This window comes from Nocardia sp. NPDC047038 (genome assembly GCF_040644075.1).
Taxonomy (GTDB): domain Bacteria; phylum Actinomycetota; class Actinomycetes; order Mycobacteriales; family Mycobacteriaceae; genus Nocardia; species Nocardia sichangensis.
Window position 1 is genome coordinate 300,047 of sequence record NZ_JBEYVQ010000009.1, and the last position, 13,340, is coordinate 313,386.

11 protein-coding genes are annotated in these 13,340 nt (G+C 62.8%); 10 read left to right on the plus strand and 1 reads right to left on the minus strand.

The genetic code is table 11. The annotated features are described in order from the left end of the window. Positions 1-99 precede the first annotated feature (99 nt). Positions 100-264 carry a hypothetical protein gene (locus ABZ824_RS27405; protein WP_350910882.1) on the minus strand — a complete coding sequence of 55 codons (165 nt, stop codon included), beginning with the start codon at positions 262-264 and terminating at the stop codon, positions 100-102. 218 nt (positions 265-482) lie between these two features. On the opposite strand from ABZ824_RS27405, the gene ABZ824_RS27410 reads away from it, so the two are divergent. The 10 genes from ABZ824_RS27410 to ABZ824_RS27455 all read left to right on the plus strand — a co-directional run bounded on the left by ABZ824_RS27410 (position 483) and on the right by ABZ824_RS27455 (position 13,073). Further along, entirely contained in the window at positions 483-1,901 is a 1,419-nt protein-coding gene (locus ABZ824_RS27410; RefSeq protein ID WP_356966321.1) for a hypothetical protein, read from the plus strand. Between the two features lie 304 nt (positions 1,902-2,205). Then, entirely contained in the window at positions 2,206-2,538 is a 333-nt protein-coding gene (locus tag ABZ824_RS27415) for a hypothetical protein (RefSeq protein WP_356966322.1), read from the plus strand. A 346-nt stretch (positions 2,539-2,884) separates the two neighbouring features. After that, on the plus strand, positions 2,885-3,388 hold the full coding sequence (locus ABZ824_RS27420) for a hypothetical protein (protein WP_356966323.1): 504 nt from the start codon (positions 2,885-2,887) through the stop codon (positions 3,386-3,388). Position 3,389: 1 nt separating this feature from the next. Further along, on the plus strand, positions 3,390-5,429 hold the full coding sequence (locus tag ABZ824_RS27425) for an ATP-binding protein (protein ID WP_356966325.1): 2,040 nt from the start codon (positions 3,390-3,392) through the stop codon (positions 5,427-5,429). 47 nt (positions 5,430-5,476) lie between these two features. Next, positions 5,477-6,529 carry a hypothetical protein gene (locus ABZ824_RS27430; protein WP_356966327.1) on the plus strand — a complete coding sequence of 351 codons (1,053 nt, stop codon included), beginning with the start codon at positions 5,477-5,479 and terminating at the stop codon, positions 6,527-6,529. Positions 6,530-7,583: 1,054 nt separating this feature from the next. After that, positions 7,584-9,641 carry a GNAT family N-acetyltransferase gene (locus tag ABZ824_RS27435; protein ID WP_356966328.1) on the plus strand — a complete coding sequence of 686 codons (2,058 nt, stop codon included), beginning with the start codon at positions 7,584-7,586 and terminating at the stop codon, positions 9,639-9,641. A gap of 31 nt (positions 9,642-9,672) precedes the next feature. Further along, positions 9,673-10,182: a hypothetical protein gene (locus ABZ824_RS27440; RefSeq protein WP_356966330.1), complete on the plus strand. Its 510-nt coding sequence runs from the start codon at positions 9,673-9,675 to the stop codon at positions 10,180-10,182. 417 nt (positions 10,183-10,599) lie between these two features. Continuing rightward, positions 10,600-11,940: a RelA/SpoT domain-containing protein gene (locus tag ABZ824_RS27445; RefSeq protein ID WP_356966332.1), complete on the plus strand. Its 1,341-nt coding sequence runs from the start codon at positions 10,600-10,602 to the stop codon at positions 11,938-11,940. A gap of 9 nt (positions 11,941-11,949) precedes the next feature. Next, complete coding sequence (locus ABZ824_RS27450; RefSeq protein WP_356966333.1) at positions 11,950-12,285, plus strand: NB-ARC domain-containing protein; 336 nt, start codon at positions 11,950-11,952, stop codon at positions 12,283-12,285. 215 nt (positions 12,286-12,500) lie between these two features. After that, positions 12,501-13,073 carry a hypothetical protein gene (locus tag ABZ824_RS27455; RefSeq protein ID WP_356966335.1) on the plus strand — a complete coding sequence of 191 codons (573 nt, stop codon included), beginning with the start codon at positions 12,501-12,503 and terminating at the stop codon, positions 13,071-13,073. The last annotated feature ends 267 nt before the right edge of the window (positions 13,074-13,340 follow it).

Below are 13,340 nucleotides of genomic sequence, written 5' to 3' on the forward strand. Positions count from 1 at the left end.
GCCGCCGGCCGAAAGTTGCTGAGAAAGCTGGGGTGACCGCTGATCCGTCCGATGCGGGGAGGACGGACCGGCTGTCGGTTCCCCGCGTCGGTCTGATGCTCAGGTGGTGATCTTGTCCAACCAGATAAGCGCAGCAGCGCCTGCGGCAGGACCAGCGATGAGGCCGGCTGCGGGCGGTTGTCCTGACAAGTAGGTGAGCACTCCTACGGTGGTTGCTATCAGTGCTGCGAACATCAACAGCACCATCGCACGAAATTCGATCATGATCGAGGTCCTTCCCATTGTGTAAGGCGATTCCCTGACCTAACGAATCGCGCTGTACGCAACATTACGAACCGGCGACCTCTCGTTCGGCTACGTTATTTCGTTTCCGCACAGGAACTTTGGGTATGTGCGCGTCCGGCTGCTGCTCCTGCCCGTCGCCTGCACGGAAATCGTGCGATCTGCACGGTTGGGGCCCTTGTGCCGCAGCAGGGTGCGCGGTGATCCTGATCGAATTCCCCAGAGAAGGACGTGTGATGAAGAAGGACGTCGTCAAACTACTCGCCGACACCGCAGCGCGGTCGGGCATCAGCCACCGTGATCTGGCTCGCGAGGTCTTCGGCAACGACGACAGAGCGAGCATCAAGAAGGTGAGTAGCCGGCTCAACTCTGGCGAGGGTTTGGACCTCGACGAACTACCTGCCTTCGTCGCAGCACTCCAGATCGCACCTGACGAGTTGCTTCGGGCGATGCTTCCCGGCTTGCCGGACACGCGCTCGCTGATCGTCGAGAAGCGAAAGTCCGATATGCGTGTGCGAACGCTGAAAGCACAGTTGGCCGCGACGATCGACAGCGTCGATCTCAGTTTGGTGGAGGAGATCACCTCCTCTGGGCGGTGGACAGTCGGGATGCTCCCCTACACCTGCGGGCCCAGCCGCGAAACAGAAGTTCTCTCCAGCATCCGACTTGCCGTCACACCTACCCGGCCGGACATCGTGGAGCCGGGGGCGACTGTCCGGTCCCAGTTCGTTGCCGAGTTCGGACGTATCCTCGGCGACCGGGCGTGGTTTCTGGGCCGCGTCGCGAAACCCCTCCCAGAACCGGCGATCCAAGCCGACCCTCGCGATGTTGTTCATCTGGTGATCCCGGTATTTCATGCCGACAGGCCGCCGTCGCCGGCTGCGGTGCCGTTGCCACGGATCCCCGGCGGTGCCGTGCTCGTGACCGCAGTGACCGCAAACGCATGGGCCGCCATCGTCGCGGCTATCGTCGGACGCGCGATCGGGTGGGGCGTGGAAGACGCCTCAACCGCCGGCTGGGTCTCGAGACCAATCCTCGACAACGATCTCGACCGTTATATCGACCAGATGAACAAAATTCGTAACGATGGAGTGCGGTCGAGCTTGCTGGCACCTCCGCCGACTACTGTCCTTCATCACGTCGGCAGACCTGTTCTCGACAGCAAAGGGGAGGTATACGAGAACAACGCCCTGGTCGATCTGATCGGTGCAGGCCTAGCCGACCAACTACCATTCGTCGTGCTGCTGACCGAGTCCGACCGGATGATCGCCCATCAGGAACACAAAGTGATCCGATTCGACACCGGGCAACCCAAGTACTCGACTCAGGAATGGACACGATGGCGCGACGAAGTGCTGAGCGTTGTCGAGATACTGGAACAGCGAAGACGCGCAATGGTGGTCCATCTAGACTTTCCCTGGGAGCCTCAGAACGAGATCGACAGTCCGCCCGATGACGTAGCCACGGCGAACAGACTCGTGTGGCAACGCAGCGCCAAAGTGGCCTGGAAGATCGTCGAACGTCTACTCGAGTGGGGCGCAATCGGCCAGAAATGGCTACCTCGGAACATAGACCAGGAGGCGGAACGCATCCTTGGATCACAATCGCTCTATCGCTGAGCCGCCACCACGAACCGACGACAGCGGCTGATGTCGAGAACCGATCGCGCCACCGAACTGGACAAACCAGTTCAGCGGCCCGATCAGGGGTATTCGTCTCGTTCCTGAGCCTTCTCACTGGACGTAGGACGTCGTTGGATACATTGGGTCGGGTGCTTGCGGGCTGGCTATCTGGACCCCTACACCGCAGGCGCGCCGATCCTGGTCGTCCTGGGACCGCTGGACGCTGGGTCACCAGATCGCCTACGCCACACCGATGACTATGCAAGCAGCAAGCCGCGTACGAGGAGTGGGAGAACCACCAATGAGCGCACAGGACAAGGACACGAATGCCTTAGTCGAGGGCGAGGAACTGGCTGCCGCAGCCGAGGCGGGCGAGCTGGTGTTCGGCGAGACGATCGACGCCGACACGATCCTGCCTTCCACCGCCGCCGACGACACATTGGTGGTGACCACGGTGCGGCTGAGGGCGGGCCAGAGGAAGCGGGCAGAAGCGGAGGCGCGTAAGCGTGGCCTCGACCTCTCCGAGCTTATTCGGGGCTGGGTCGACGAAGGCTTGGCCGAGGTCGAGGATGACTACCAGGTGTCGGCCGCTGACCTGAAGCGAATACTCGCCGGGCTGCGCCGTACCGGGTAGGCGGAGCGAGTCGTCGTGTGAATCGATACCACCCGGCCTGGGCCTGCTGCCGACAGGATGTAGGTCAGTTCTGATCTGCGGCCGATGAGTGTGGCCACATCCCGTGGCAGCGTTCCGGTCACGGTCGGCCGCGCCGGAGGCTGCTGCACTACCGAGTAGTGAATGGAGATATCTCGGCCGACTTCATTTCCTACGGGGTGACGGTTTCGTCTTGGATGTCTGGTCTGACATTGCCTCGTCATGCCCCGCCCCGACGACCCGAGCCGCCGACGGCCACCACAGCGACGGCGATTAGAATCTGCGGCTAGGGTCAGCCCGGCGCTACCCAGGAAAGGATGCAGATGGTATGGGCGGTGTCGATGCATCGGCAGGGTTCGCCTATCAGCACGCCCAGGCCGTGCAAATGGCCTTGACCATTGCCACAGACCCCAGCCTGCATGCCATCCGCGTCGAGGCGGAGAACGACATCATTGACGTCGAAATACGTTCGCAGGATGGACATCTTGTCAAAGGTTCTCAATTCAAGCTGCGCAATCAAAGCGATACCTGGGGTCAACAAGAGCTCATCGACGAGCTGGTTCGCTGGTCGGGGCTGGCGGGTGATAATCCCGGGGCCACCTATGAATTCGTCACTGACGGGCGGCTCGGCCCGACGGGCATGAAAGTGCGCGATGCGCTGGAAAGGGCCGCGTCGGGCGACCTGCACGATGTACGCCAGCTCATCGCCGGTAAGACGGGAAGCGTAGTCGTCAGCGATGAGTCCCTGATGCGCGCCTCTATTCGCGCCGAAGGGCTGGCCTACGCCGATCTCATCGACGCGGCGCAGACGCGCCAGGGCGCTCCTACCTAACGTGACCAGCACGGCCGAAGCCGAAGAACGGGGTCGTTGGGTTGTACTTGAGTTGGTCAACACGGTCACCGAACGCAGCGGCTTGGCCGACGACGCCGCCCGGATCATCACGCGCGACGAAGTGCTCGCGTTGCTGGCAACGCCGCAAGACCATATACCGAGCACGCAATGGGATGCCTCGCTCAAGAGCAAATTCTGCGCGTCGATCCTCGCACGCCCCGACGTCTCACCGGTCGAGCTGGCGTGTCGGCCGGACGTTGCCATCGGCATCGGGTCCGCGGCCGAGCCGCAGCCTCTGGAGAACTGGGCACAAAAAGATGCGGTCCGCTTGCTGGCTGGGGCATCGGGCAGCGGGAAGACTACGGTCGTACTCAACATGCAGCGCCGCGCAGCCGAGCGCGGCGCGGTGGTCATCGCGGTCAGCGCCGAGGATTACATACCCGACCGGCTCGCGGCGCTGGTCGCAGGAGGGCTTAACCGGCACACCTTCATCGGTGCTCATCCCGCAGTGGGTACCGCAGCTTTGGCCGACCCCGACGTCGTCATCGCCGTCGACGGGGTAACCGAGATCCCAGCCGGGACACGGGAGGAGCTTGAGGATGAGTTCAAACAGTTCCTGAGGGCGGACCGACGTGCCGACCTGGTATTGATTGGGCGCGGGCTCACGGCGATGCGCGCCATGCTTACCCGCTCGGTCACCACCACCGACCTCATGGTTTGTCCGATGTCTGAAGACGAGCAGTGCCAGATCGTGGAGAGCTTCTATCAGCTAGACACCGATACCGCGCAGTGGCTGGTTCGTCAGGTCGATCATGTGATGCACGAGGCGGCGAGCAACCCTCTGATGCTGCTGCTGGGAGCCCGGGCGATTGCGTTGGAGGGCACCGCGTCCAGTCCCGCCCTGATCTTCCACACGGTGATCGCGAATATTGCAGAAGAGCGTGGTTACCCCGACGCCAGCGTTCTTATTGCCGGGCTCGGGATGGCCTACGCCACACTCCTCGACGGGCAGAAGCGTTACTGCGACACCCTTGAGTGGGGTTCGCTCTTGAACCAATCCGCCCAGCGGCTCAGCGACGACGGCCATTCGGTGACCGTGCGGCGTCTGCGTGAATTCGGTTCTGAAACAGGGATTGTCCGGTCGGCACCCTTTGATACGGTTCGTCCGATTCACGACTCGTTTGCCGATTTCCTGGCGGCAGTAGCGTTGAGCCGTTCGCTTGCGAAGTTGCCCGACCGGCTTGGTGAACATGATCGGGCCCGGGCGCGCTTCCTGGCTCAACTCTCCGGAATAGCTGTCGAGTTGGCCGATCGACTCACCTGGGATCTGCCCTTCACCGCGGTCAACGTCGCGCCCTACGAGAGGCGCCTGCCCGAGGATGCCTGGTTCGATGAGACCAAGCGGCACCTGGACCACCTGCTCCCTACCACCCAGGCCCGTCCGACGGTCGCCTACTGGCAGGACACCAACGGACGGGTGGTGGCGACCGTCGGAGCAGGCGTCGAAGGTTGGTTGGGAAGCGCCGCGCCCGATCGCGCCGTGTTCGAGTCGGGATGGACATTCCCGCTAAGCGACGGGCAAGGGCCGTTGACGGTCGCAGTGCGCATTTGGCACCGCTGGCTTGAACAACATCTCACCGCGCCCGCATTGTCGGGTGTCCCTGTGCCGCAGAACCTGCAGGAGTCGCGCGCGATGCTCGCGGCGCACTCCACCGCGCTGCTGCAGCATCGTCTCGATTTGTCCTCGCAGATGGGACTCCCCGGTTCTGATGGCGAAGCGTTGACAGCGGCGGCGTCTCAGCAGATCCAGTTCGCGATCTCCGAGCACCATGTTGACGAAGAACGAGACCGCGGCGTGTGGTTCCGTGAGCTCGCCGAGCTCACCGCCGGGGAGGAAGTCCTTGTCGGTGAACTCTCCGACCATGAGGGGTGGACCGGTCGCGGCCGTGTGGACTCATTCGTCACCACCAGTGCGGCACAGCGCGCATCTCGCGACCTCCAGCGGATTATCAACGCGATGGTGGGCAGGACTTGGCTATGATCCTGGTTGCCGACATGGCGAAAACCGTTGATAGACAGGTGTGAATCATGTCGACTGAAGACGTCTGGCCTGCGGTGCAGGCACTGGCTGCGACGTGGTCGGACAGCCCCTTAGTCCACACTTTCCTGGCACGCCATCCCGCGCATAACGACAGTGACGATGCCGTCACCGAGGCACTGCGGAACATGCAGAGCGGGGCCACCGTGCTGACCGAGACACCACTATGGACGAGCACATGGGAACAGGGTGCCCAACAGATGCCGTTGGTCCATCTCACCGGCGAAGTACGCGACTACCTGCGGACGATCGCGCCGCTCGGGCGTGCGGTGGAGTCGATGGTGGGATGGGTGCGTAGCCGACTGCCTCTATACCCTGCCATCCCCGTGCCGCAGTTCTCTCCGCGCGGCTATCGGCGATCGCCCGAATGCTGGCGGCGGCTGCCCTGGAGCCAGCCGATCCTCCAAGCGAACCTGCAGGCCGAACCGGCGCCGCCGTCCGTGGCGGTCATGCTCGGACTCGACAGCCATGAAGTCCTCAGTAGCGCACAGAATGTCGTGGCGGCGTTCACCAATTCCGCCGAATGGCAACGCTACGCCGATCTCGCCGCAGCCTTGACCGAACAAGATCGGCACGTCCTCGACGACGCACGGCACCGTGTAGGGGTGCTGCTCAATCCGCGTCTGGTCGGCGAGTACGAGCCTGCACGCAACGAACGGCGTAACCAGTACCGCCAGCAGCGTGTCGCCGAGGTCGTCGCTGAGCTGAACGGTCGACCGAAGGAGCTCGCCGACGCGTTCGATGCCATTGACGATCTGATCGACCGTGCGCTCGGCAACATCCACGGACAGCTGGTTGTTCGCGGTGACGTTCCATTGATCCAGCCGATCAATCTTGAACTGGACGGGTTGCAGGCAAGCTTTGAGTTCGACGGCGACGAGGCGTTCAACGTGGGCGAATCCGTCCGTCTTGACGATCCACTGGTGATGGGCGCTTACCTAATCGAGGACATGAGGTTCAATTTCGGCCCGTTCGAAGGCAGCAGGATGTCGTACACCGCTCAACGCCTGCCTGCCACCGGGAACGCTTTCCAGGTGAGCTGAGCAGCAGCCTACTGTTGCCTGCGCTGGCGCCCGCGGGTGGCTGTACGGACGCTCTAACAATGCCGACGCACGACGATAGTCGCGACCGACCGTCACACTGACGATTCCTCCTCGACTTTGTTGTGCTGGGCCGCGGTCGGACGCAGAATGTCGCGACACAGCGGGCCGTCGATCCGGCACCGACCGGCCGCGACCGCGGCACCGACTTCCGCGCACCCGACGGACGGCCCCGCGTAAAGCCTTACCGCACATAGTTTCCGGAGTCGTTGCACCCCGGGCACATGACGGCGCAGCAGCCGAGCTTCGACCTGGCGCGTCGACTGCTCGAACATGGGCTGCCACGCTTCCGCCTGCGCCACGCGCCGCGGCGGAACACGCTGCGGTGGTTCCCGCAGCGATTCGGCCGGCGAAGACGTCTTCGAAGGAGAGGTCGTTGCGGCGGTCGCCGCGCTGGGGCGGGGTCGGCCAAGTTCGTCCGCAGGATGGCGATCACCTTCGGCCTCACCGTGCCCAACAAGCAGCGCCGAAGGCTACTACGCGGTGATAATCGGCTTCATCGCGGCAGTCGTAGCGATCATTGTCTCGGCATTCGCGCTGACGGGGCTGGTAGGACGAACCACCAGCGTCGTAGCTTGGACGGGCATCTTGACCTGCTCCGGACTCCTCATTCGCTGGTGGTGCAACAGAGGAGCGCTCCCATCTTCAGCTTTCGGTCAACGCCCTGCAGACTATTTCCACAATGGTGCCGGATCAGCAATTAGAGAGGGCGGCAAATTGCTGTACTGGAGCCGTAGATCGAGGTCTGCGGCCATGATCTACCGTTGGGGTCGCCCTGGTCCAGGTCCGCCGGTACGCCCATGCCGCATCCCGTTCGACCGATACACCACCGTCACCGCTTGGCGGATCCCTGCGGATTCGCGGAGTGAAATGGTTGGTACTCCCCACGGCTCGGTCCCACGTCGCCGCGAGACCGAACTCCGTCAAGTGCGGGACAGCCTAGTGTGAAGCCAAATACCGCTCGGACCGGCACAGTAGCCGGTAAAGTAATCATCCCATGGGGGTGCTTGAGGTTGACGAGGTACGGCCGGGCGATCCTGTGGTCGATGAGCTCGTCAGGATGAGCAAACGGTACAGCCGAACTCTAGGAATGATGCCAGCAGGCGCGTTCCGGGACGCCGCGTACCAAGGCGGCCTGATAGCCGCAAAGATCGACGGTCGACCAGTCGGCTACGCCCTGTTCCGGCTGCCCCGCAACAACCAGATCGTGCTGTCGCACCTGTGCGTGACGTCCGAAGCGCGCAAATCGGGTGTAGCCCATGCGTTGGTAGCCGAGATTCGGACCAAGCATTCCTCACGGCTCGGCATACGCGCCAAGTGCCGCGACGACTATGAGCTCAATCCGATGTGGGAGGCGTTGGGATTCAGCGCCCGTGGTTCCGCGGTCGGGCGCGGCAAGGACCGCAGCCCGATGACGGTGTGGTGGCTCGACCATGGCCACGAGGATCTGTTCAGCTTCCTCGCCGAACCCGAACTGCTGGCCGACGAGCCAGATCTGCTGGAGGCAGCCCTCGACCTCAACATCCTCATGGACCTGCACACGCGGGTACACGCTCCTAGCGCGCAGCGATCCCAGGTACTGGAAGCCGACCACCTGGAGGGCCGACTGCGCTTGGTCGTCACCAACGCCGTCGACCGCGAGCTGACAATCCGTCCCCAGGGCCAACGAGCTCCGATCGAGGAAGCCGCGCGCCACTACCCCCGACGAACCGCAGCGCCCGGCGAAGCCGAAAACGTGTTCGCGCAGCTGCGCGCATCGACCGGTGCTGACAAGGAACTGTCATCCCAGGACGAAGGGGACCTGTGGCAAATCGCTGAAGCAGTGGCCTCTGGGATAGGCGTTCTTCTGACATGGGACGGCAAATTGCGCGAGCGGTTCGAACACCTCCGACAAACTGTGCCGGCCTTAGCCTCTTTCCACATCCTGGACCCCGACCACCTTGTCACCCACCTGGACAAGCTCGCACGAGCATGGGCATATCAACCCGCACGGCTTCAAGGCAGTGCATACGACCGGATCCGAGCCGACGCGAACGACGAGTCCCGGCTACAGGCGTCCCTGGCCAGGACTTCCGGGGAGACCCGCAGCAAACTGCGAGATCTGCTGCGCAAGCTCGCACGTGAAGAGGTGCCGCGGTGGCTGATCCGAGCAGGCGATGAACCCGCTATCGCCTGCTACGCCGCGCACCTCGACGGACGAGTCTTGCGAGTACCGCTTTTACGGACAGCCGAACACGAGTTGTCCGACACGATCGCCCGCCAACTCCTTTGGCTGCTGCGCCGCGACGCACGGGACCAAGGGGCACATGTCATCGATGTCTCCGACCAACACGTAGGCGGCATTCTCACCCGCGCGATGGCATTCGACCCGTTCCATCATCACGGCGACCACCGGTACGCATGGGTGATTCCGGTATGCGGAAGCGGCCACGACATCAGTCACGCCACCAATGAGGCGCGTCGACTCGTCGGCATGGGGGCGGGTCCGCTGCTGCGCTCCGGCCTTCCTCCTCGCGCGGCCGCTGAGATCGAGCGGTCGCTCTGGCCGGCCAAACTCATCGATAGCGCACTTCGGCACTACGTCATCCCCATCCAGCCCAGATGGAGCAGCGAGCTGCTCGGATACCCGTTGCAGCTCACAGCCCGTCCAGTCGAGTTGTCCCTGGGTCGTGAGCAAGTCTATTACCGGGCGGCCGATACAAAACTGACCGCGCCCGCCCGGATTTTGTGGCGGGTCAGCCAAGGGCCCCGCACCTCTGCTGAGATCATCGGCACGTCCTTCCTCGATGCCATCGACGCCGACACACCGACACAACTACATTCCGCTCTCGCACACTACGGCGTGATCGACCTGCCAGGATTGACAAAGCTCGCCGGCGGCAAACCGACCGTACAAGCCCTGCGGTTCTCCGACACCGAACTGTTCAACAGACCGATCTCCAATGGCACCTACCATCAGCTCAGGGAGCAGCATCGAGGGCCGAGAACGTTCTACGGACCCCAACCCATCACACCAGAGCTGTTCGCCACCCTGTATCGGACCGGAACTGCGTAGTCCTCGAACCACTGAACACGGCGAGTCGAACGTGCGTTCGAGCGCGGCCGTGGATAAGGTTCGTGTCATGGAAGCGAGACCGGCACCCGAAGGCGAACACCTGCCCGCCACACGCCCACTGCTGCTGTCGCTTCGCCCCAGATTCGCCCAAGCGATCCTCAACGGCACCAAGACCGTCGAGTTGCGGCGAACCCGCGTATCCGCACTTCCCGGTACGCTTCTCGTTCTCTACGCCAGCTCTCCGGTCATGGCCGTAGTAGGCGTGGCGACGATGGCCGACCGAGATACCGCCAGCCCTTCGACCATCTGGCAGCGATACCGCAACAGACTTGGACTGTCGCGAACAGAGTTCTACGAATACTTCGCCGGCGCCGAGCAGGCCACCGCACTTTCCATCATCAGCCCGCGGATGCTGCCAGAACCGTTGACACTGACCCGGCTACGGACACACTCCGCGTTCCAACCGCCCCAGAGCTACCGATACATCACCCCCACCGATCCCCCACCGCTCGCAGAACTTGCCGTAACTTGGTCGAACTGAGCGAAGAAGCACGGAACCTTCTGTAACTGCGGCCTCTTGAAGGGGGCCAGATTAGCCGGACCGAACCAGCGGGATCAGGTCAGGACGACTATAACCACCACAGCAGGCACTCAGCCCTGGGCCCCCAAAACCCCGCAGGATACGTTGCTGCCTGCATCCACCGATAACCGACCCACGCTCACGATAGACCGATCCCGGACGTCCCATCAGGCGCTCTGTGGCGACCTCTGGGCAATGGATCGCTGCGCCGACACCCACGTGTAAGTACTCGCTCGGTCAAACCACCGTCAGGGCGGCCGACGCAGATACTGCTCTGGCTCGGTTCACCTCGCGCGAACTGCTCGGCCGGTAGTCGGATCTGCAGGACCAGGCGCTAAGATGCGTGTCCCAATCGTGGTGACGGAGTGGAGTGCTGGCGTGGATATCGTCAAGGAGTTCGTCGATAGATACGTGCGGGAATACGACTATTACGAGGCGAGTTCACGCATCGCTGCCGGGCTTCTCAAAGCCGACCTGGACGCCGCTGGCATCCGGGCGATTGTCACTCATCGGCCCAAGGCAGTCGATCGGGTGGAGCGTAAATGTAGGCGGCGTCACAACGCGCACCCATACGGCTCGGTCGAGGACATCGTCGCGGACATCGTCGACCTCGCCGGTGTCCGAGTCGCGCTCTACTTTCCGGGCGAGCGCGACGAAGTCGACAAGGCCATCCGCAAGCTTTTCACTATCGACCACAGAAAGGATCATCCGGGCACTCCTGAAAACCAGCCACAGTCCGCCGAGGCGCAGAACGAGAGCGCGTCAACGTACAACGCAGACAGCAAAACAGAGACCTACCAGCGACGTTTTCCCGGGTATACGGCCCGTCACTATCGAGTGCGGATGAACGAACCAGGGCTCACAGCTGCCGAATCGCGATATGCCGCCGCGCGCATCGAGATCCAGGTCGCCTCGGTGCTCATGCACGCCTGGTCGGAAGTCGAACACGATCTGGTCTACAAGCCCCTCGATGAGGGCGTCCAGTTGTCCGAGGACGAAACGGCGTTGATTGACCAGCTCAACGGACTGGTCCATTCCGGTGAGATTGCGCTGGAGCGGTTACAGAAGGCCGCCGATCGTAGGATCTCGGAGAAGGACCGACGCTTCCGCAACCACTACGAGCTCGCCGCACATCTGATCGCCGAGTTCCAGCGCGCTAACAATCAGCCCGTCAACACCGACGGACTCGGACGGGTCGACGAATTGTTCGAATACTTGAACGCGATTCGGATGGACAACCCCGCCGCGCTGGCACCGGCCGTACAGTCGCTGCACGAGAATCTCGAAACACGCTCGCTTTCAGAGCAGGTCATCGACGCGACGCTGGCCGAAGATGGATCCCGCTATGACATCCTGATGGATCTGGGCCGGCGTGCCGCCACTGCGCGACCGGACAGCGATTGGCGCGAACTGCACGCTTCGATCGGCCAGTTCGTGATGGAATGGTCGCAGCTGGAGCAGATCATTCGCGACCGGGTCGAGCCAGACCTGAGACGGCGCCCCCTTGCTCGAGTGCTCCGCGACTCCGCGTTGGCCGCAACCCTTGGCGAATCGCGAATCAATCAGATCGAATGGTTGCGACAGGCCCGGAACTCGATTGTTCACCCCCAACGAGATTTCGTTTTAAGCCCCAACCAGTTGCTGGCAGCAATCGAGGAGACCCGCTCCCTTGCCAACTCCTTGCGAGCGTCCAGCGACGGCCTATCCCATGACGGATAAGTTGGCTGTTTGACTTTAGTACTGCAACGTCACCTATTCGAGGGAATGTTCTCGTGGTCGGTAGTGGGAGAGGCGCTCGAGGTGTTCACCGACCGTGAGCACGAGTGGTCGACGGTCGTGGACAGCGTGCGAAATGTACATGCACGGGTCACTGGTCCGGGTTTCGATGCGGAAGATCTGGAGTCGCCGCGCCGTAACGTGTTGACCTTCTATGGTGTCGGTGGGATCGGGAAGACGACATTGTCGCGGCAGGTGTATGACCGTCTGTCGGATCGCGACGACGATCCTCCGCAGTGCCCCTGGCTGGTAGTGCTGCAACGCGTTTATAGACACCGCGACGAGTGACTTGATCAGTGAGGTAGCCGAACCAGCGTTCGACCAAGTCGTCACAGCCGTGGGCACGCAGAGTGTCGGCATGCGACAGCACGGAGGGGCGCAGCGCGCACCTCTGCCGTGGGCGGAGCGAACGGCTCGGGAAACCCCTCGTCGCAGAGGATGCGGAGGGGGTTCGGGCGTCGCCCCGACACCGATTCTCGTTCTGCCGCAGGCAGAATCTGACTGTGAGCACAGTAGTTCAGCAGCTCCTGACACTCGCCGGCGTGGTACTCGGCGCGGGCGCGACGTACACCGTGACAGCCTTGACCGAGCGAGCGAAGTGGCGACGACTTCTTGACACCCGCTGGGACGACAAGCGCCTCGCCGCATACAGCGAGTATGCCAATGGATTGAAGAAGTCTCTGGAGGCGTCGTACCGGCTCGCGGCTACGCACGGCTATCCCGCCTCCACCCAGCCGATCGATCTCGACACCGGACTACAGGCGTTGGCGGCCGCAGAGGCCGATCGGACAGCCAAGTGGGAGGCCGTGCTCTTGCTGGGGTCGCCAGAGGCGATTGCGGCTGCACGTAGGTGGCACAAAGCTGCCTGGATGCTCCGATACGTCGCCCGGGGAGAAGCAACCATTGAGCACGATGAGTACATTCGTCTCTACGAGTCCATGGGCCGTTTGAGAGACGAGTTCTACGAAGCCACGCGGGCCGACCTCGGTATCAAGAGTGGCGCACTTCCGGTTAGTGAGGGCGCCTGGCTGCCTCCGGGATACAGATCTCTTCGAGGTGGAGGCGACAACGCCTGAACAGGCAGTTTCGGGTCATTCCAACACCCGCTCGTGATCATCATGGAGTCGCGTTGCGCAGTCGATCCCGGAAGATCCGGTATGCCTTGCGGTGGGCGGCCGACCAGCCCGGCGACGCTGAAGAGGTGGCACCGCTACACCACACCGATCCTCGAATCCGAGCGATTGCACCTGTCGGCGTTCACGGAAATCCCCAGGTTGAGCCGGTTTTCGTTCACGTAATTCCGCAGGGTGCCGTTCACGTAATTCCCCAGCGGGAACGCGAGC